Genomic DNA, 18649 nt, shown 5'->3' on the forward strand with positions numbered 1-18649 from the left:
CATAACGCCGAAAGGGCGCCGGTGAAGTAAGCATGGAGTTAAGTTCAGTCGGCGAGATCGTCTGGGTCCTTGGCGTCGTCGCGTGGTACATGATCCGATACCCCTTCGAGCGCCGGGCCAAGCGCTCAAGGGTCGTAAGCGACCGCCGCTCCCCATCCGATATCGCTGGGCTTGCCGCGGCTCTCCTCGGCCTCGCCATCGTGCCCGGCTTCTACATCGCCACCGGCATTCCGGAAACCGCCGACTATCCGGCCAGCGCATGGGCCGTCGCGCTCGGATCGATCGTCTTTGCCACCGCTTTGTGGGTTTTTCGCAGATCCCACAAGGAACTTGGCCGGAACTGGTCGATCACGCTTGAGATCCGCGAGCGGCACAAGCTGGTATGCACGGGCCCCTACGCGGTGATCCGCCACCCGATGTACACGTCTTTCATGCTCATGGGTCTCGGCCAGGCTTTTCTGCTGTCGAACTGGGTTGCGGGGGCTGCGGGCCTCATCGGCTTCGCGGTGCTGTTTTTTCTGCGAGTGGACAAGGAAGAGCGTATGATGATGGAGAATTTCGGCCCTGAATACCGAGCCTACATGGAGAGGACCAAGCGAATAATCCCTTACCTGTATTAGAATTAGAGGTTCCATAATGCGAGGCCGAGCCCTGAAGCTTTCGGCGTCCCGACGCCTTGTCGGAGACCTGATGAGATTTTCGATCGGCGTGCCGCGGGTGACGGTGCAGCGTCACATGAATCTCGGCCCGCTCTTGAGGGCCAGAATGGCGCAGCAGCCCAGACCCTCCTGGACGGCAATCTTCCTGAAAGGATACGCGCTGCTTTCCCGCGAGGTGCCGGAACTGCGCCGCGCCTACGTTAAGCTGCCCTGGCCCCACCTTTACGAATATCCGGCAAGCGTGGCCTCGATCACCCATGAGCGCGAGCATGATGGCGAACGGGCCGTACTGTTGACCCGCATCAAGGGGCCGGAGCACTGGTCGATCACCGAGCTTGAGGCTTCGATCCACGCCGCGCGATCACATCCGGTCATGGAGATAAAGGAGTTTCGTCGCGCCCTTAGGCTTGCACGAGCTCCCGCCCCGATCAGGTGGCTCCTGATGTGGCTCGGGCTGAACATCGCCCGGCAGAGGGCGAATTTCTTCGGCACGTTCCAGCTATCGGTCTATTCCGGACTCGGGGCGGAATCCCTCAACCCGCTTACGCCTTTGACCACGCTCCTGAACTACGGTCCGATCGCCGAGGACGGATCGGTGACCGTGCGCATCCACTACGACCACCGGGTGATGGATGGAGCCAACGTCGCGCGGGCGCTGGAGAAGTTCGAAAAAATCCTGAACGGCGCGGTCGCCGACGAAGTGACTCAACTCACTCGCAGCGCTGCCGTTCCCGCAGCGCCGACGGACTTTCCGCAGCTGATCGACGGGCAAGCCCGGCAGCGGCCTGCAGCCGGATAGTTGCCAGGGCGCGACCCGTTGGGTCGTGGCGCACCCAGCTTCGGACCCGAATGTCACCCTTTCCACCCATTTTGCAGAATCCGAGCGGCGAGAAATCATAGTTTGCGACGCGAGTCCGATTGCAATCTGCCAGCTTGGCCTAATTGATATTGCGTCCGCAGCCGGCGTTGGGAGGAACTCTGCGCACTGGCTGGGAATTCATATCCTGGGAGGATTCACGATGAAGAAACTCGTCGCCGCACTCGCCACCGCGGCAGCCGTCTCGCTTTATTCGTTCGCGGCCGGCGCGCAGGCCTATCCCGAGCGCACCATCACCGTCGTCGTGCCGTTTTCGGCCGGCGGCCCGACCGATACGGTCACCCGCCTCGTCGCCGAAGCCATGTCTAAGGATCTCGGCCAGCAGGTCATCGTGGAAAACGTCGGCGGTGCCGGCGGCACGCTGGGAGCGGGCCGCGTCGCGCAGGCTGATCCTGACGGCTATACGCTGCTCCTCCACCACATCGGCATGGCTACCAGCGCGACGCTCTATCGCAAGCTCGCTTATGACACGCTGAACGCCTTCGAATATGTCGGCCTCGTCACGGAAGTGCCGATGACCATCGTCGCCCGCAAGGACCTGGAGCCGACTGACCTCAAGGGCCTCGTCGAATACGCCAAGACCAACAAGGATACGGTCACCGTCGCCAATGCCGGCATCGGCGCTGCCTCGCACCTCTGCGGCATGCTGTTCATGAGCGCCATCGGCACGCCGCTGGTCACCGTGCCCTACAAGGGCACCGGCCCGGCCATGACCGACCTGCTCGGCGGCCAAGTCGACATCATGTGCGACCAGACCACCAACACCACCAAGCAGATCCAGGGCGGCACCATCAAGGCCTACGCGGTCACCTCGCCGGAGCGCCTCGACGTGCTGCCGGACCTGCCGACAACAACGGAAGGCGGCCTGCCGGAAGTGCAGGTCGGCATCTGGCACGGCCTCTATGCGCCCAAGGGTACGCCGGCCGAGGTCACCGAGCGCCTGTCGAAATCGCTTCAGGTCGCGCTGAAGGACGAGAACGTCGTCGCCCGCTTCGCCGAACTCGGCACCAAGCCGTCTTCCGAGGCGGATTCGACGCCTGCCGCGCTGAAGGCCAAGCTGGAGGGTGAGATCACCCGCTGGAAGCCGATCATCGAAGCCGCCGGCCAATACGCCGACTGAGGCTTTCGAGAAACGGGGCGCCTACCAGCGCCCCGTTTTCACACCGGCATCGGCATCGGCGTGCCTGCGAAGCGGGCCTGGGAGGAACGTCATGAAACCTTTCGCAATCGACACGACCAACGGCATATGCGCCGCCCTGTTCATCTTTCTGGGTGCGTTCTTCGCCATACAGTCGCTTGGGCTCGAAATCGGCACCGCCTTCCGCATGGGACCGGGCTATTTCCCGCTGGTCCTGGCGTTCGTGCTCATCGTGCTCGGGGTTGTCATCCTCGTCGAGGCAATACGGGTCGAGAGCGAGCCGATCGGCCACATAGCCTGGCGCGGCATGCTGTTCATCCTGCCTGCCCCGATCTTCTTCGGCCTGACGGTGCGTGGCCTCGGCTTCATCCCGTCGATCTTTCTGACGGCGCTGATCGCATCCTTTGCCAGCAGCCGCATGCGGCCGCTCACCGCGATAATACTGTCTGCCGGCCTGACGCTGTTTGCATTCCTCGTCTTCAGCTACGCGCTCGGCCTGCCGTTCCGGCGCTTTGGCCCGTGGCTGCCATTGTGAGGAGATGACCATGGAACTCCTCGACAATCTCGCGCTCGGCTTCTCGACGGCTACGACGCTGGCAAATCTCGGCTTCTGCCTGATCGGCGTGCTTCTCGGAACGCTGATCGGCGTGCTCCCCGGCATCGGCGCCACGGCAACCATCGCCATGCTGCTGCCGATCACTTTCCAGATCGGCGACCCGGTTTCTTCGCTGATCATGCTCGCCGGCATCTATTACGGCGCGCAATATGGCGGCTCGACCACCGCCATCCTCATCAACATGCCGGGCAGAATCCTCCTCCGCCGTGACCGCGATCGACGGCTACCAGATGGCCAAGAACGGCCGCGCCGGGGCAGCACTCGCCATCGCGGCGATCGGCTCGTTCTTCGCAGGCACCGTGTCGACATTCCTCGTCGCGATCTTTGCCCCGCCGCTGACGGCGATCGCGCTGGAATTCGGCGCGGCCGAGTATTTTTCGCTGATGATCGTCGGCCTCGTCTCCTCCGTCGCGCTTGCCCACGGCTCGATCGTCAAGGCGCTCGCCATGGTCGCGCTCGGGCTGCTGCTTGGCCTCGTGGGGACCGACATCTACACCGGCACGCCGCGCTTCACGCTTGGCATACGCGAATATGCCGACGGGCTGAATTTCGTCGCGGTGGCGGTCGGCGTCTTCGGCGTCGCCGAGATCCTGCGCAACCTCGAAAACGAGCACGAGCGCTCCGTGCTGATCAGAAAAGTCTCCGGCCTGATGCCGACCCGAGAGGATTTCCGGCGGATGGCCGCGCCGATCGTGCGCGGAACGATCATCGGTTCGGCGCTTGGCATCCTGCCGGGCGGCGGTGCGATCCTTGCGGCCTTCGCCTCCTACACGGTAGAAAAGCGCGTCTCGGACCATCCGGAAGAATTCGGCAAGGGCGCCATCGAAGGCGTCGCCGGGCCGGAATCAGCCAACAATGCCGGCGCGCAGACCTCCTTCATCCCGATGCTGACGCTCGGCATTCCGGCCAATCCTGTGATGGCGCTGATGATCGGCGCGATGATCATCCAGGGCATCGTGCCCGGTCCCAACGTCGCCATCGAGCAACCGGCGCTGTTCTGGGGCATCATCGCCTCGATGTGGATCGGCAATCTGATGCTGATCGTGCTCAACCTGCCGCTGATCGGGCTGTGGGTGAAGCTGCTGACGATCCCCTACTACGTGCTGTTCCCGATCATCATGGCTTTCTGCTCGATCGGCGTCTATAGCGTCAACACCAACGTCTACGATCTCTACGCCGTCGCCTTCTTCGGCCTGCTCGGCTACCTGCTGGTGAAACTTCGCTGCGAACCGGCGCCGTTGCTGCTCGGCTTCGTGCTTGGGCCGCTGCTCGAGGAGAACCTGCGCCGCGCCATGATTCTTTCGCGCGGCGACCCGACGACTTTCGTGACAAGACCAATCAGCGCCGGGCTTCTGCTGATTGCCGCGGCCGTGCTGATTATCGTCTTCCTGCCTTCGGTCAAGAAAAAGCGCGAAGAGGTGTTCGTCGAGGAAAACTGACCGCGGCTGGACTCAGGTGAACATGCGCTCCGCCGGAGCGACAGGAAAACTGCGCCCGCGGGTAACGGGCGTATCGAGATCGATCACGCCGACGGTTTCACCATCCTCGAACGACAGCGCGGCGTCGAACCGGCGGGCCAGCGCCTTCATGGCCTCATTGTGCGGGTGGGTGGTGACCCTGAGCCTGGTGTAACCGAGACCACGGGCATTGCCAATCAGCCGTTCGAACAGCCTCCGGCCGATACCCATATGCTGCAACTCGCGTTCGACGCTGAAGGCGATCTCGCCGGTCGGCTCAGGCAGTTCCGGGCGCTCGTGCAGTTCGGCTGCACCCAAAACCTTGTCGCCTTCGACATAGGCTATGACGGTCGTGCCCTGGGCAAAACAGCGCTCCGCATAGGACGCAACGCAATTGTCGTCCGCCACGCCATTGAAGCGGTCGCGGCGGCTTTCCGAATCGAGCCTCAGCAGATGGTCGCGAAACCGCGGCAGGTCGGAGGGCCTGAGCTGCCGGATCGTGCCTGGCGGAAAAGTGGTGAAGGATGGCATCGTTTGCATGTCGCTTTTCTCATGGGTCCTCCCAGAGTCGACGACGATCGACACGGTCCATATATTGTGCGCTGCAACATGGATTGCAAGATAGCGCCGATTCTCTTCCAAACGCCGAGGGGGCAAAGGGTTTCCGGCCATTTCGAGTGTCATGCGGCGTAATATGACCGCTTATGTCATGTTTACGTCCACTCTTGTCTGGAATTATTCCAAACTATAGGCCATATTCCAGCGATGCAGGGCTTCGCGAAGGAAAGACGATGCGGCTAACGCGCCAGACGAATTACGCCATGCGCATTCTGATGTATTGCGCAGCCAATGACGGCCGGCTGAGCCGTATCCCAGAGATCGCCAGCGCCTATACGGTGTCTGAGCTGTTCCTGTTCAAGATCCTGCAGCCGCTGGTCGAGCACGGGCTGGTCGAAACCGTGCGCGGACGCAATGGCGGCGTGCGGCTTGGCCGGCCGGCCGAGACGATCAGCCTGTTCGACGTGGTGCGGGTGACCGAAGAGAGTTTCGCCATGGCCGAATGCTTCGAGAGCGATACGGCCGAATGCCCGCTGGTCGACAGCTGCGCCCTCAACGCGGCGCTGCGCGAGGCGCTGAACGCCTTCTTTGCCGTTCTGGAGCGCCACTCGATCGCCGATCTCGTGGCTTCGAAGAAGGACGTGCGCTCGCTGCTCGGCATCGACTTCCTGCCGGAAAAGCGCGCGCCCGCATCCGCGGCTTAAAGCGCCGCCGACTGCGGCAGCACGAAAGGCGTGTTGCCGGCAGGCAAAGCCCCTACTTTCAACCTGCATTCGAACACTTTCGAGATAAGTTCGTCGCTGAGCACGGATTGCGGCGAGCCCGCTGCCGCGAGCCGGCCGCGATGCATGACGAAGATGCGGTCGGCGAACATGGCCGCGAGGTTGAGGTCGTGCAGGATCGCCACCACGCCCCCGCCCCGCCGCGCGAAATCACGCGCGATGTTCATTATGATGAGCTGATGCTTGATATCCAGGCTGGAAACCGGCTCGTCGAGAAGCAGGTAGCGAGGGCTGCCGTCGAGCACCGGCGCCCAGACCTGGCAGAGCACGCGCGCAAGCTGGACGCGCTGCTGCTCGCCGCCGGAGAGCTCCTGGTAAAAGCGGCCGGCGAAGCCTTCGAGGTCGACGCGCGCAAGCGCCCGGTCGGGCAGCCGCTCGTCCTCGCCGGGCAATGCCCCCGAACGCCCGCCGGTCAGGCCGAGCTTTACGATCTCGCGCACGGTAAACGGGAAGGACAGCGCGGTCGCCTGCGGCAGCACGGCCCGCATCGCCGCCGCCTGCCACGGCTTCAGCGCAGCGATGTCGCGGCCGTTGATGCGGATAGCGCCCGAATAGGACAGGTCGCCCGACACCGCCCTCAAAAACGTCGTCTTGCCTGAGCCGTTCGGCCCGACGATCGCCGCCAGCTCGCCCGGACGGATTTCGAAATCGACATTGGCGATGATCTGTTTGCCGCCGATGGACACCGACACGTCTCGTGCTTCGATCATGCTGTTATCCTCAGAGGTCGAGAATCCCGCGCTTGCGCAGCAGTATCCAGAGGAAGAATGGGCCGCCGACGGCAGCCGTGACGATGCCGATAGGCAGTTCGGCGGGCGCGACGATGGTGCGGCTGACCGCGTCCGCGAGAAGCAGCAGCGAAGCGCCGAGAAGTGCCGAGGCCGGCAGCAGATAGCGGTTGTCCGGCCCGATCAGCAGGCGCAGCAGATGCGGCACGACGATGCCGACGAAACCGATGCCGCCGCTGACCGCGACCGACGCGCCAGTGGCCGCGGCGACCGCGACGATCGCCACATATTTAAGCCGCTGCACCGGGATTCCGAGATGATTTGCCGTCGCCTCGCCCAGCGACAGGGCGTTCAGCCCGCGCGCCAGGAACGGCGAGACGGCCAGCCCCACCGCGATGATCGGTCCCGCCGCCGCTATCTTGCCCCATGTGGCGCCGGCGAGCGAGCCGAGCTGCCAGAACGTCAGGTCGCGCAGCTGGCGATCGTCGGCCATGAAAATCAGCATGCCGGTGAAGGCAAGCGCCATGGCGCCCAGCGCGATCCCGGCAAGCAGCATGGTCGCGACCGAGGTTTGCCCACGTCGCGTCGAAACGCGGTAGAGCACCAGGGTCACGACAAGTCCGCCTACGAAAGCAGCCGTCGGCAACGCGTAGATGCCGAGCAATCCGGTCAGGGGCGCGAGCACGGTGCCGCCGAGCACGATCACCGAAACCGCGCCGAGGCTCGCGCCATTCGAAACGCCGACAATGCCGGGATCGGCGAGCGGATTGCGAAACAGGCCCTGCATGACGGCGCCCGAAACCGCAAGCGCGGCGCCGATCAGAACGCCGAGAGCGACGCGCGGCAGGCGAATGTCATAGATGATGATGCGATCGCGCACCGAAAGCGCGTCGGCCGGCGAAGCCGATGGAAACAGCCAGTCGCGCGCCACGGCGAACGCGGATGCGTCGGATGCGCCCGACGTCAGGCTGAACAGTACCGTCAGCGCGAGCGCGAAACAAAGCGCCGCGATCACCAGCCTGGCGCGCCCCGAACGGTCGCCGTCGGCCGCGCGGTTTTTCATAAGGCCGAACGGGCCGACGGCCGCATGGTCGGTCACATTCCGTCCGATCAGTCCTTGATCCGGTCGCCGTAAAGCGCGACCGCGAGGTCATGGATGGCGTTCGCCGTGCGCGGTCCGAAGCCGAGCAGATATTGCCCATCCATGCGGATAAGCGCCTTGGCCTGGCCCGCGGGCGTGGGTGCGATAGCGGGATGGGCAAATGGATCGACGTTCGCCGAGGGATCGCCCCCGCCGCGATCCATCATCAGGATGATATCGGGCCTGGCGGTCAGCGCGGATCTCGTCGGAAAGCTGCTTGTAACCGGAATAGCCTTCGACCGCGTTCACGCCGCCGGAAAGCGAGATGATGCCGTCGGCGGCCGTGCCGCTACCGGAAGCCAGGATCTTGCCGCCCTGCATGCTGAGGATGAAGAGCACCCGCTTGCGCTCGGTTATTCCGTCGGTGAGTTTTTCGGCGGTTTCGAGCTTGGCAGCGACCGAATCCGCCAACGCTTCAGCCTTCGCATCCGTACCGAGCGCTTTTCCGACAATCCGTATCTTTTGGAGAATGCCTTCGCTGTCGAACGTCTCCGGCACTTCGATGAACGGGACGCTGGCCTTCTTCAGCACGTCGACGGCCTCCTTCGGGCCGCTGCCGGCAAGCGCCAGGATGCCCGACGGATTGACCGACAGGACGCCTTCCGGAGACAGGGCCCGCATGTAGCCGACATCCGGGAGCTTCAGCGCCGTTTCGGGATAGACGCTGGTCGAATCGCGTGCAATCAGCCGCTTTTCCTCGCCGAGCGCAAAGACGATTTCTGTGATCGAACCGCCGATCGAGGCGATCCGCGATGAGTCCGGAAATACCGCCTGGCCTTCTTCGGCCGTGGCGGACGAAGCAGATAGAACCGCGACGACGGCGACGGCGCCAAGGCGCCGCATCAAAAGCTTCAAACTCGGCATGGCTTGCTCCTCAGGCGGCCGTGGATCGCGGAATGCGCGGCACGTTTTCAGCCAGGAACCGCCAGTCATCCCGTTCGCCTTGGCCTTCGTGGCGCTTGCCGAAAAATTGTATGATCATCTTGCCGTCCGCGCCATAGGCCTCGAGCGACGTGACGTGCCCGTCCTTCGTCGGCTTTCGCACGGCCCACGCTTCGGCGATGTGGTCGGCCCTCAGATGCAGGTGGAACGTCTCGTCGAGAACGTTGATCCACGGGCCCACCGCCTTGATGTTCTGTACCGGCCCGGAATGTATCTGGATGCAGCCGCGATTGCCGACAAAGCACATGATCGGGATCGCGCCCTGCGCCGCGTGGCTGAACATGGCCGTGACGGCGTCGTTGTCGATCTGCCATGCGTAGTCCTGGCCGACCATGCGCACCGCCTGGCGGCGGCTCAGCTTCAATGAGCGCAGCATGCCGAAAAACTGATGCACGTCGGTAAGCTTGCTCCAGCGCTCGCGGAGGTCGTCGAACGCTCCGGCGGAAGGCGGCGACTCGGGGCCCTCGCGGTCCTCGACCGGTTCGGCCGCGACGCTCTCGGACTGGTCGGTCGACGAAAGCGCGGCGACCAGCTTCTGATAGGCGTCGAGGCTGGATGCCGGACGCAGATGGACCTTGTGCACCGCCTCGCCCGAGGCGTCGAAGAACTGCAGGCTGCGCCTGATCTCGTCGCCGTCGCGCTTCTCGACGGCGAAGCCATGCGCCCAGATTTTCGGGAAGATGCGCAGGTCGATGTTTTCGCCCAGAACCATGGCGTTCTGGTCGCCGGTCACGACTTTGTCGTAGATTCCGATCTTTTCATGCACGGCGCTTTCGTTGCGGGTCAGCGCCATGACCTCGCCGACGGCTTCGAGGCCGGCCAAAAGATCGTTGACGCGTGGCTCGATGCGCTGGACGCCGTCGCCGCAATGGGCGGCGACAAGTTCGGCCTCGGAGATGCCCAACTGGGCAGCCAGGTCGCGCTCGCGCATTTTCGGATTGCCAGCTCTCGCCAGACGGATTTCGTGCGGCCCGGGTTTGACGCGAGCTTCCATGGAACGGCCCCTACTTGTTGAGAATGAGTTTGCCCTGGCGGGTGATCTTCAGGCGGTAGAGCGAACCGGCATGGCTGATGCCGATCTCGTGCTCACCGGCAAACAGAGCCGAACTGGCGACGACCCGCGGTGGGCGGTGCATTTCCGGCGGGCGTTGCGTTTCGACGGCCGCCCTCCTCGCGCGATGATGAAAATGGTCCTGGTTGTGACTGTTCATGACCTTCCCGGTCCTTTCCCGATCGGCCGCAGGTTTGGATGTCCGGCAATCGCCGAAATCAATCTTGACTCAAAACTTCATGTTCAATAGTCAGTGCAATACCGGAGTAAACGAGTCAAGATTTAAAACGATCCGGGATCAATGAAAAATGCCAGCAAGCCACATGCCAGCCCGCATCGAAATGCACACACCAGGAGTTTGGGACATGGGGCTGGCGGCCAGGGATTGGGCTGCGCTGATGAGCGGCGCGGCGATGACGGCATTTGTGGGGATGGGGACGGCGAAAGCCCAGGAAGCGCAGACGAACGACGAAGAAAAGCAAGGACGCGTGACGACACTGCAACGCCTCATAGTGGGCGCCGGCGTCGAGAAGATCGCAATCGACACGCCTCAGGCGGTTTCCGTCATCGAGCAGGAAGACATCGACCGCGCACAGCCGACGACCATCGGCGATGTGTTCGATCAGATTCCCGGCGTCAACGTTTCGGGCAGCGACCGCGTCTTCGGAGAGACCTTCAACATCAGGGGCATCGGCGCCCCTGAATCGGCCAACGAGGAAGGCCGCATCATCGTCACCGTCGACGGGGCCATCAAATTCTTCGAACAGTACCGCATGGGCGGCTTCTTCTCCGATCCCGAACTCTACAAGCGGGTCGAGGTGCTGCGCGGTCCCGCGTCCTCGACCCTCTACGGCTCAGGCGCGCTCGGCGGCGTTATCAATTTCACCACCAAGGACGCCGCCGACTTTATCGCGGACGGACAGAACGGGGCTCTGCGGCTCAAGGGCGGCTACAATTCGAACAAAAATGGCTGGCTTGGATCGGTTCTCCTCGCCCAGCGCTTGAACGAAAGCGCCGAATTCCTGTTCGAAGGCAATTACCGCCGAGCCGACTCCTATTTTACCGGCGACGGAACCGAGGTGCCGAGTTCCGATTTCGACGCCTGGTCGGGTCTCGCCAAGGGCACCTTCAAGGTGGGTGACGAAGGCACGCTGCGGCTATCCTACTCGCAATGGGATTCCGACGCGGACGACCAGGATTATGCGCAGGTCGGCACCCAATCGACGTTCGGAACGGTGGATCGCCACGTCATCGACAAGACCGGGATCATTTCCTACGAGAATCCGTTCTCGGACAATGATTGGCTGGATCTGAAGGTTTCGGCCTCATTCTCCGATACGACGGTGGACCAGACGGATGCCTCGGGCAATCCGATGTTCGGCCTCACCTGCGCCACGAGCGTGCTCTTCTGCGACTCCGAATACGGCTACCAGACCTGGCAATTCAACGTCCAGAACACGACCGAGTGGCAGGGTGATAACTGGGAGAACTTCCTGACCTACGGTTGGCAGAGCGCCTACCAGATAAGGACCGCCGACGCCGTAGACGTATTCGGGAACCCCTTGCCAATCACCTTCCATCCAGAAGGCACGGACGTCAAAACCGGCATTTTCGTCCAGGACGAATTCGTATGGGATGAAAGACTTACCCTGATCCCGGGCATGCGTCTCGACTGGCACGAGTTGTCGCCGGAGGATTCGATCATCGGCGCGGAGGAAACCGACGATACCGCCTTCTCGCCGAAGATCGCGGCGTACTACAGATTCAACGAGACTTTTGCTGTCTTCGGCTCCGTTGCGCATACCGAGCGCTTCCCGACACTCGACGAAACCTTCTCGACCAGTTCCTCCAGCAGCTTTTTCAATCCGAGCCTCGATCTCATCAAGGAGCAGTCGAACAATTTCGAACTCGGCTTTGCCCTGTCGGGTTACGATCTCGCCCAGTCCGGAGACAGTCTTCAGTTGAAGACGACGGGTTTCTACAACGACATCAAGGATCTCATAACCAGAAACCCGGCCCTGGTTTCCGGATTCAACGACCTTCCCGGCTACGTCAACATCAACCGGGCAGAGATCTACGGCGCCGAGGTGGAACTCGCCTATGACGCCGACTACTTCTTCGCAAATGCCGGCTATTCCTATGTCCAGGGCAAGGACAAGGACACCGGCAACTACCTGACCACCATCGCCCCGCACGAATTGTCATTCACGCTTGGTGGGAAACTCCCCGAGCACGATCTGGTGTTCGGCTGGAAGGCGCGTGTCGTGTCCGGCCCGCAGGATCCGGACCGGGATTCATCCGGTCCGCTGCCACCGCCGAACGCGTCCTCAACGCGTTTCTCGGAGGCCTTCGACGTCCACGACATCTTCCTCACCTGGACGCCGCAGGACGGCGAGTTCAAGGGGTGGGAGGCCAATCTCGGCGTCGATAACATTTTCGACAAGCAATACAAAGAGTTCCTCTCGAACGATCCGGCCAAGGGCCGGACCTTCAAGGTTTCCCTCGCAAAACAAATTGGTTGGTGATCCATGACGCGCGCAGCGACATTCTTCCGTTTCCTTACAGCCGCGGTCGTAATGTCGGCTGTGCCGGCGCTGGCGCAGACAGCGGCGCCCGCCCCTGCCCTCACGCTCGAACTCAATGGCGCGCAGACCTCCGACAAGGGCTGCCGCCTGACCTTCGTGGTGAACAACAGTCTCGGGGCGGAGCTGACAAAGGCCGCCTTCGAGATCGCGTTGTTTAATGCTTCCGGCGTGGTCGACCGTCTAACCGTGCTCGATTTCAAGGAGCTGCCGGCCGGCAAGACCAAGGTGACGCGGTTCGACCTTGCCGGCGTCGACTGCGCCGGGATCAGCCGCATCCTGGTCAATCACGCGACCGAATGCGCGGGCGAAGGCGTCGAGCCCGCAGCGTGCCTGCGCAAGCTGAAGACCGCCGCCAAGGCCGGCATCGCTTTCGGCATGTGACGAGGTTTCCGTGGGTTTAGAGCCAGTCTTCGCGCGCAGTTCCGGCACCTGGCCCTTGGCCGGCATGCTGCCGGTTGAGCCGGACGACCCGCGGCTGGCTATCCCGCACAACGCATTCCCCGCCACCGGCGCGCGCGGCCCTCGATACGAACGGTATGTCCTGACCTCCGACGCGGCCCTGGACAAGACGCCGGCCGAGCCGCTGGGTATTGGCAGCGCCGCCGGCAAACCGCCGAGAAGCAGGCGCTGGAAGGCGGCGATCGCCGGCTCCTGCGCCTTCCACGCCGCGATTGCGCTCTGCTTTCTCGCCGGCATCGATGAGAGCGCGAAGATTGCCGGCGCGGACCAGGCCGGAATTGCGCAGCTGGGCAGCGCTGCCCAGGACGCCCGTTCGGCGGGCGCCGAGACTGATCCCGCGGTTGCCGACGTAAGCATCATCACCATGCTCGACGCTAAGCCGGTGGAAACCGTCAGCGCCGAGCCGGTCACCGACGCGAATGCGACCGAGCCGGTGGAGACGTTGGAGCCCGCAGCGCCGGTCACCGAGACGCTGGAACCTGTCGAGGCGACGCCGGTCGAGCCCGAAACGCCGGTCCAAACCGCGCCGGCCGCCGAGCCGCAACCGGCGGAACCTGCGCCGCAGGCGACGGCGGTGAGCGAGCCGGAGCCGGAGATCCTGGCCACCGACACGGTCGAGCCCGTCGACGAGAACACGGTTGCGCCGCCGGTCGCGGCCGTTGAGCCAACCACGGAGGCGACGCCGGAGCAGCCCGCCGAGGCGGTGGCCGAGCCGGTGCCTGAAGAGACGTTCGAAACGCTTGCCGCGATCGCACCCATACCCGAGCCTCGGCCCGAAGCGCCGAAAGAAAAGCCGGCCGAGAAAGTCGAGAAGAAGCGGGCGACGGAGAAAGAGACGCCGGCAAAGCCGCGCGAACAGAAATCCACGAAAAAGCGGACCGCAGGCTCCAACGGCAATGCCACGGCGGATAGCCGTCGTGGCCAGGCTGACGGGCAGGCGAAGGGAAGCGCCGCCGCCGACAAGGGCGGCAGCCGGCAATCCGCGGCAGGAAACGCCGCCGTCTCCAACTATCCTGGCAAGATCGTCTCGAAGCTGCGCCGCGCGCTGCGCTACCCGGCCGAAGCGAAGCGCAACAAGCTGCGCGGCGAAGTCCGGGTTGCCTTCACGGTCTCGGCCGCCGGTGGTGTCGGCGGGGTGCGGGTCGTGGCAAGTTCGGGCTCGCCGGTGCTCGACAAGGCGGCGATCGAGACGGTCCGCCGCGCAGCCCCCTTCCCGGCCATTCCCGAAGGAGCCGGGCGCTCCAGTTGGCCGTTCACCGTGCCGCTGGCGTTCACGCGCTGAGCTTGCGAACTGGAGACGAGGATGTTCCGTCTTAACGCACTTAACGCAATCGCTGCCGCACGGGGCGACGGTCTTCGTCCCGAGTTCCTGGCGCTGACCGACCGCCTTGAAGCCGAGAGCACGGTCGCCGATATTGCCCGCCATCGCGGCGACGCGCTGATCCAGGCTGGTCCGAATCCGACGGGCACGGCGGGAGCAGCGCTGCCGGACGGCGTGGTCAAGTTCCCGCAGGCTGCCTGCAAAACCGATTCACGGCCTGGCGCGACGCCGGCCAAACGCATCATCTGAAAGGAATGCCCATGTACATCGCGATGAATCGCTTCAAGGTCCAGGCCGGCTCTGAAGAAGCCTTCGAAAATGTCTGGAAAAACAGGGATTCCACGCTTTCGGAAATGAAGGGTTTCGAGCAGTTCCACCTGCTGCGCGGCCCGGCCAACGAGGCCGACGGCTACACGCTTTACGCCTCGCACACCGTCTGGTCGAGCTACGAGGACTTTGTCGCCTGGACGAAATCGGAAAATTTCCGCGCCGCCCACAAGAATGCCGGGGCCAACAAGCCGCTCTACATCGGCCATCCGCAGTTCGAGGGCTTTACCGTCGTCGAGGGAGCGTAGCCGCTCCTCAGGCCGCCGCCAGCAGGCTCGCATTGCCGCCGGCAGCCGTCGTGTCGACGCAGACCGCGCGCTCGTGGGCATAGGCTGCCGGATAGAGGATTTCCGCCACCAGCGGCACGATCGGCCCCGTTCGCCCGGCCAGCGCCTGCCTGATCTCGCGCGTTGGTTCGGCCACACCGGAAAACGCCACAACATCTATGCCGAGGGTTTTTAGCTGCGCCGGGTCCAAAATCCCGTCGAACGCCGCGATCGGCAGGCCTTTGCCGGTGAGCGCATTGAGCGCCGCCGGCGCGCCGGGAGCTACGGCGAGAACCGCATTGCCTGCGGCCAGCGCCTGGATCGCCTGCGCGAGCAGCGTCTCGCTGTCGGGCCCAAGGCAAAGCACGCGGCCGCGCGGCAGAAGCGTCAGCGTATTGGCCTCTCCCGTCGGCCCTGGCAGATCGACTGGGCCGAAGTCGGTGGCCGCCGCGGCCGCAACCGCCGCAGCGCCTTTTCCGCGCAGATGTTTTCGCAGGACCGCGATACGGTCGGCGGTGGCGTTCCAGCCGCCGGTGGATGGATCCGGCAGTGCGTCGGCCAGCGCTTTCGCGGGGAGTTTCTTGCCTTCGCCGATCTCGGCACGAGCGCTTTCCGAGCGCCGGAAGCGGCGCAGATAGTGCGGGCCGCCCGCCTTTGGCCCGGTGCCGGAAAGCCCCTCGCCGCCAAAGGGCTGTGAGCCTACGACCGCGCCGATCTGGTTGCGGTTGACGTAAATGTTGCCTGCATGAATGCCGTCGAGGATGTGCTGCACCCGTTCCTCGATGCGGGTGTGCAGGCCAAAGGTCAGGCCGTAGCCCTTGCGGTTGATCGCAGCGATGACCTTGTCGATCTTGTCGGCGTCGAAAGTCGCGACATGCAGCACCGGCCCGAACACCTCGCGGTCCATCTCCTCGATGCCAGAGACGCGGAACACATGCGGCGCGACGAAGCGCCCGTCGGCCGGCGCGTCGAGCTTCGCGATCAGCTTGCCTTTCGCCTCCATAGCCTCGCAGTATTCACGAATGGAGTTCTGCGCCTCCTCGTCGATCACCGGACCCACATCGCTGGACAGAAGCCATGGGTCGCCGACATTCAGCGCCCTCATCGCGCCTTCGAGCATCTCCAGCATCTTCCTCTCGACGTCCTTCTGGACGTAGAGAATGCGCAGCGCCGAGCAGCGCTGGCCGGCGCTCTGGAAGGCCGAAGCGAGGATGTCGCGCACCGCCTGCTCGGGCAGCGCGGTGGAATCGACGATCATCGCGTTCAGGCCGCCGGTTTCGGCAAGCAGCATGGCGTCAGGCGCGGCGGTCTCGGCGAGCTGCTTTTCAATCAGTTTTGCGACTTCGGTCGAGCCTGTGAAGCAGACGCCGGCAATGCGCGGATCGGCGGTCAGCGGCGCGCCGACCGACGGACCGTCGCCCGGCAAAAGCTGGATCACGTCTTCCGGGATACCGGCCTTGCGCATCAGTTCGACGGCGCGCGCGGCGATCAGCGGCGTCTGTTCGGCCGGCTTGGCGATGACCGCATTGCCGGTGACGAGCGCCGCCGCGACCTGGCCCGTGAAGATCGCCAGCGGAAAGTTCCACGGCGAAATGCAGGCGATGACGCCGCGCGCCTCGGTGCCCGCTTCGGCGTTGGCAGCCTCGGCCGCGTAGTAGCGCAGGAAGTCGACGGCCTCGCGCACTTCGGCGACGCCGTCGGCCAGCGACTTGCCGGCCTCGCGGGTGGCGAGCGCGAAAAATTCGGTGGCGTGGGCCTCGTAGAGGTCGGCGATGCGGCGCAGCATGCCGGCGCGCTCGGTGACGGGCCGCTTGGCCCATGCCGGCTGCGCCTCCACGGCGATGCGGACCGCAGTCGAAACCTGCTTGGCCGTCGCCTCGCTGATCAGACCGACGACATCCTTGGGGTTGGCCGGGTTGAGCACCGGGCGTGGAGCGCCGTATCCGGCCGCGCGCGTCACCGGTTTGGCGGACCATCGCTCGGCCCCTGCGAAAGCGTTCCTGCCCTTGTCGATCGCAGCCAGCACCACCGGATCGGTGATATCCCAGCCTTTCGAGTTCGACCGCGCCGCGCCGAAGATCGCCGACGGTTTCGGGATTGCCGGATTGGCCGCCGGGCCTTGCGTCTCGACCACTTCGAACGGATCGCGGGCGATATCCTCGGCCTTCACGTCCTCGTCGGTAAGCTGGTGGACGAAGGAGGAATTGGCGCCGTTTTCCAGGAGTCGGCGGACGAGATAGGCGAGCAGGTCGGAATGCGCGCCGACCGGCGCATAGATGCGGCAGCGCGTGCCTTCGGCTTTGCGCACGGTCTCGTGCAGGGGCTCGCCCATGCCGTGCAGGCGCTGGAACTCGAAGCTGTCGCGGTCGGGCGTCATCGACAGGATGGCCGCGACCGTATGCGCGTTATGGGTGGCGAATTGCGGATAGATGCGGTCGGTCATCGACAGCAGCTTCCTGGCGCAGGCGATGTAGGAAACGTCGGTGTTCACCTTACGCGTGAACACCGGATAGCCGTCGAGGCCAAAAGCCTGCGCCCGCTTAATCTCGGTATCCCAGTACGCACCCTTGACCAGGCGCACCATGATGTTGCGGTCGAGCCGCTTGGCGAGCGCGTAGAGCCAGTCGATGACGTAGGCCGCGCGCGGCCCGTAAGCCTGCACGACCACGCCGAAGCCGTTCCAGCCTTCGAGTTCGGGAGCGGCCAGAACGCGTTCGATGACGTCGAGCGACAGGTCGAGCCGGTCGGCCTCCTCGGCGTCGATGTTCAGGCCCATGCGGGCATCGCGCGCCGCAACTGCAAGCGAAAGGAGGCGCTCGGCCATCACCGGCAGCATCTTTTCCTTCTGCGCCATCTCGTAGCGCGGATGCAGCGCCGAAAGCTTGACCGAAATGCCCGGATTGGTGCGGATATCGGGGCTGTTGGAGCCGCTGTTCAGCGAAGAGATCGCGTCGGCATAGGCGCGATGGTAGCGCAGCGCGTCGGTTTCGGTCCGCGCTGCCTCGCCCAGCATGTCGTAGGAATAGAGATAACCTTTCGCGATCATCGAGCGGCCGCGCTTGACTGCCTCCGCGATCGTGCGGCCGAGCACGAACTGCTCGCCCATTTCGCGCATCGCCGCCGCCACCGCCTTGCGGATCACCGGCTCGCCGAGACGGCGGACCATCGAACGCAGCGTGCCGGCAATGCCTTCGTCCTCTTCATCGTCCAGCACGCGGCCAGTGAGCATCAGCGCCCAGGTCGACGCGTTGACGAAGATTGAACTCGACCCGCCCGAATGCGCCGACCAGTCGTGGGGCGCGATCTTGTCCTGGATCAGATCGTCCATCGTCTCGGTGTCGGGCACGCGCAGCAGCGCCTCGGCCAGGCACATCAGCGCCACACCCTCCTTGGTCGAGAGACCGTAGGCCGAGAGAAATACCTCCATCAGGCGCGGGTCGGAGGAACCTCTCACCGCCTTGACCAGTTTGACCGCCCTCGCCGAAATCGCCTCGCGTTCCGCGGCCGAAAGATCCGCGGTGGCGACGAGATGGGCCAGCGCCTCACCTTCATCGGGAAGGTAATTGGCGCGGATGGCGTTGCGGATGGCGTCGGGCGCTGTCATGGCGGTCCTGTCGGAACATTCTAGCTTGATGGAATGATTATCCAAAGCTAGCACAATCCGAACGTCGATTTGGACCGAAAAGCTGGACCATGCAGTCCGTTCGGCCTATTGATGAGGTCGTTTGAACCGTATTCAGGC

The 18649-nt window shown here is 64.1% G+C and carries 16 protein-coding genes and 2 pseudogenes; 11 read left to right on the forward strand and 7 right to left on the reverse strand.

The features are described from left to right. Window positions 1–32: 32 nt before the first annotated feature. The 5 genes and pseudogenes from ACG873_RS13970 (at window position 33) to ACG873_RS13990 (ending at window position 4729) form a co-directional block, all read left to right on the forward strand. Window positions 33–620, forward strand: coding sequence for a protein-S-isoprenylcysteine O-methyltransferase (locus ACG873_RS13970; protein WP_394892462.1), 588 nt, complete (start codon window positions 33–35; stop codon window positions 618–620). Between the two features lie 16 nt (window positions 621–636). After that, window positions 637–1458, forward strand: coding sequence for a hypothetical protein (locus ACG873_RS13975; RefSeq protein ID WP_394892463.1), 822 nt, complete (start codon window positions 637–639; stop codon window positions 1456–1458). A gap of 220 nt (window positions 1459–1678) precedes the next feature. After that, a complete protein-coding gene (locus ACG873_RS13980) occupies window positions 1679–2656 on the forward strand; it encodes a tripartite tricarboxylate transporter substrate-binding protein (RefSeq protein ID WP_394892465.1) in 978 nt (325 codons plus the stop codon). 91 nt (window positions 2657–2747) lie between these two features. Next, window positions 2748–3209, forward strand: coding sequence for a tripartite tricarboxylate transporter TctB family protein (locus ACG873_RS13985; RefSeq protein ID WP_394892466.1), 462 nt, complete (start codon window positions 2748–2750; stop codon window positions 3207–3209). 10 nt (window positions 3210–3219) lie between these two features. After that, a pseudogene (locus tag ACG873_RS13990) lies at window positions 3220–4729 on the forward strand (tripartite tricarboxylate transporter permease). Between the two features lie 12 nt (window positions 4730–4741). Here ACG873_RS13990 and ACG873_RS13995 read toward each other — a convergent pair. Continuing rightward, window positions 4742–5287, reverse strand: a complete 546-nt coding sequence (locus ACG873_RS13995) for a GNAT family N-acetyltransferase (protein WP_394892467.1) — start codon at window positions 5285–5287, stop codon at window positions 4742–4744. A 251-nt stretch (window positions 5288–5538) separates the two neighbouring features. On the opposite strand from ACG873_RS13995, the gene rirA reads away from it, so the two are divergent. Then, a complete protein-coding gene (rirA, locus tag ACG873_RS14000) occupies window positions 5539–6009 on the forward strand; it encodes an iron-responsive transcriptional regulator RirA (protein ID WP_394892469.1) in 471 nt (156 codons plus the stop codon). Here the strand turns inward: rirA and ACG873_RS14005 are convergent. From ACG873_RS14005 to hemP, 5 genes and pseudogenes are all read right to left on the reverse strand, one after another. Continuing rightward, the gene (locus ACG873_RS14005) at window positions 6006–6797 is read right to left on the reverse strand and encodes a heme ABC transporter ATP-binding protein (RefSeq protein WP_394892471.1); all 792 of its coding nucleotides are present in this window, start codon (window positions 6795–6797) and stop codon (window positions 6006–6008) included. The two genes, rirA and ACG873_RS14005, sit on opposite strands and share 4 nt — an antisense overlap. A 10-nt stretch (window positions 6798–6807) precedes the next feature. Then, window positions 6808–7878, reverse strand: coding sequence for a FecCD family ABC transporter permease (locus tag ACG873_RS14010; RefSeq protein WP_394893504.1), 1071 nt, complete (start codon window positions 7876–7878; stop codon window positions 6808–6810). A gap of 47 nt (window positions 7879–7925) precedes the next feature. Beyond that, window positions 7926–8799: pseudogene (locus tag ACG873_RS14015) on the reverse strand (heme/hemin ABC transporter substrate-binding protein). 31 nt (window positions 8800–8830) lie between these two features. Continuing rightward, window positions 8831–9892, reverse strand: a complete 1062-nt coding sequence (locus ACG873_RS14020; RefSeq protein ID WP_394892472.1) for a hemin-degrading factor — start codon at window positions 9890–9892, stop codon at window positions 8831–8833. Window positions 9893–9902: 10 nt separating this feature from the next. After that, window positions 9903–10109, reverse strand: a complete 207-nt coding sequence (hemP, locus tag ACG873_RS14025; protein ID WP_394892473.1) for a hemin uptake protein HemP — start codon at window positions 10107–10109, stop codon at window positions 9903–9905. A gap of 163 nt (window positions 10110–10272) precedes the next feature. Here hemP and ACG873_RS14030 point away from each other — a divergent pair, with 163 nt between their 5' ends. The 5 genes from ACG873_RS14030 to ACG873_RS14050 are packed head-to-tail and all read left to right on the forward strand — an operon-like array spanning window position 10273 to window position 14889. Further along, window positions 10273–12474: a TonB-dependent receptor domain-containing protein gene (locus tag ACG873_RS14030; protein ID WP_394892475.1), complete on the forward strand. Its 2202-nt coding sequence runs from the start codon at window positions 10273–10275 to the stop codon at window positions 12472–12474. 3 nt (window positions 12475–12477) lie between these two features. Further along, window positions 12478–12915, forward strand: coding sequence for a hypothetical protein (locus ACG873_RS14035; RefSeq protein WP_394892477.1), 438 nt, complete (start codon window positions 12478–12480; stop codon window positions 12913–12915). 10 nt (window positions 12916–12925) lie between these two features. Continuing rightward, window positions 12926–14275, forward strand: a complete 1350-nt coding sequence (locus ACG873_RS14040) for an energy transducer TonB family protein (RefSeq protein ID WP_394892479.1) — start codon at window positions 12926–12928, stop codon at window positions 14273–14275. A gap of 21 nt (window positions 14276–14296) precedes the next feature. Then, complete coding sequence (locus ACG873_RS14045; RefSeq protein WP_394892481.1) at window positions 14297–14563, forward strand: hypothetical protein; 267 nt, start codon at window positions 14297–14299, stop codon at window positions 14561–14563. Between the two features lie 11 nt (window positions 14564–14574). Further along, window positions 14575–14889 carry an antibiotic biosynthesis monooxygenase family protein gene (locus ACG873_RS14050; RefSeq protein WP_394892483.1) on the forward strand — a complete coding sequence of 105 codons (315 nt, stop codon included), beginning with the start codon at window positions 14575–14577 and terminating at the stop codon, window positions 14887–14889. A gap of 7 nt (window positions 14890–14896) precedes the next feature. Here ACG873_RS14050 and putA read toward each other — a convergent pair whose 3' ends face one another. Continuing rightward, entirely contained in the window at window positions 14897–18511 is a 3615-nt protein-coding gene (gene putA / locus ACG873_RS14055) for a bifunctional proline dehydrogenase/L-glutamate gamma-semialdehyde dehydrogenase PutA (RefSeq protein WP_394892484.1), read from the reverse strand. Window positions 18512–18649: the final 138 nt, after the last annotated feature.

It is taken from the genome of Allomesorhizobium aridi (genome assembly GCF_043769475.1).
In the GTDB taxonomy this organism is placed as follows: Bacteria; Pseudomonadota; Alphaproteobacteria; order Rhizobiales; family Rhizobiaceae; genus Allomesorhizobium.

Excerpts from the sequence above, each read along its gene's own strand:
- ACG873_RS13970 (WP_394892462.1), top strand. The coding sequence starts at position 33 with ATGGAGTTAAGTTCAGTCGGCGAGATCGTCTGGGTCCTTGGCGTCGTC.
- ACG873_RS13975 (WP_394892463.1), top strand. The coding sequence starts at position 637 with ATGCGAGGCCGAGCCCTGAAGCTTTCGGCGTCCCGACGCCTTGTCGGA.
- ACG873_RS13980 (WP_394892465.1), top strand. The coding sequence starts at position 1,679 with ATGAAGAAACTCGTCGCCGCACTCGCCACCGCGGCAGCCGTCTCGCTT.
- ACG873_RS13985 (WP_394892466.1), top strand. The coding sequence starts at position 2,748 with ATGAAACCTTTCGCAATCGACACGACCAACGGCATATGCGCCGCCCTG.
- ACG873_RS13995 (WP_394892467.1), bottom strand. The coding sequence starts at position 5,287 with ATGCAAACGATGCCATCCTTCACCACTTTTCCGCCAGGCACGATCCGG.
- rirA (WP_394892469.1), top strand. The coding sequence starts at position 5,539 with ATGCGGCTAACGCGCCAGACGAATTACGCCATGCGCATTCTGATGTAT.
- ACG873_RS14005 (WP_394892471.1), bottom strand. The coding sequence starts at position 6,797 with ATGATCGAAGCACGAGACGTGTCGGTGTCCATCGGCGGCAAACAGATC.
- ACG873_RS14010 (WP_394893504.1), bottom strand. The coding sequence starts at position 7,878 with ATGAAAAACCGCGCGGCCGACGGCGACCGTTCGGGGCGCGCCAGGCTG.
- ACG873_RS14020 (WP_394892472.1), bottom strand. The coding sequence starts at position 9,892 with ATGGAAGCTCGCGTCAAACCCGGGCCGCACGAAATCCGTCTGGCGAGA.
- hemP (WP_394892473.1), bottom strand. The coding sequence starts at position 10,109 with ATGAACAGTCACAACCAGGACCATTTTCATCATCGCGCGAGGAGGGCG.
- ACG873_RS14030 (WP_394892475.1), top strand. The coding sequence starts at position 10,273 with ATGCCAGCCCGCATCGAAATGCACACACCAGGAGTTTGGGACATGGGG.
- ACG873_RS14035 (WP_394892477.1), top strand. The coding sequence starts at position 12,478 with ATGACGCGCGCAGCGACATTCTTCCGTTTCCTTACAGCCGCGGTCGTA.
- ACG873_RS14045 (WP_394892481.1), top strand. The coding sequence starts at position 14,297 with ATGTTCCGTCTTAACGCACTTAACGCAATCGCTGCCGCACGGGGCGAC.
- ACG873_RS14050 (WP_394892483.1), top strand. The coding sequence starts at position 14,575 with ATGTACATCGCGATGAATCGCTTCAAGGTCCAGGCCGGCTCTGAAGAA.
- putA (WP_394892484.1), bottom strand. The coding sequence starts at position 18,511 with ATGACAGCGCCCGACGCCATCCGCAACGCCATCCGCGCCAATTACCTT.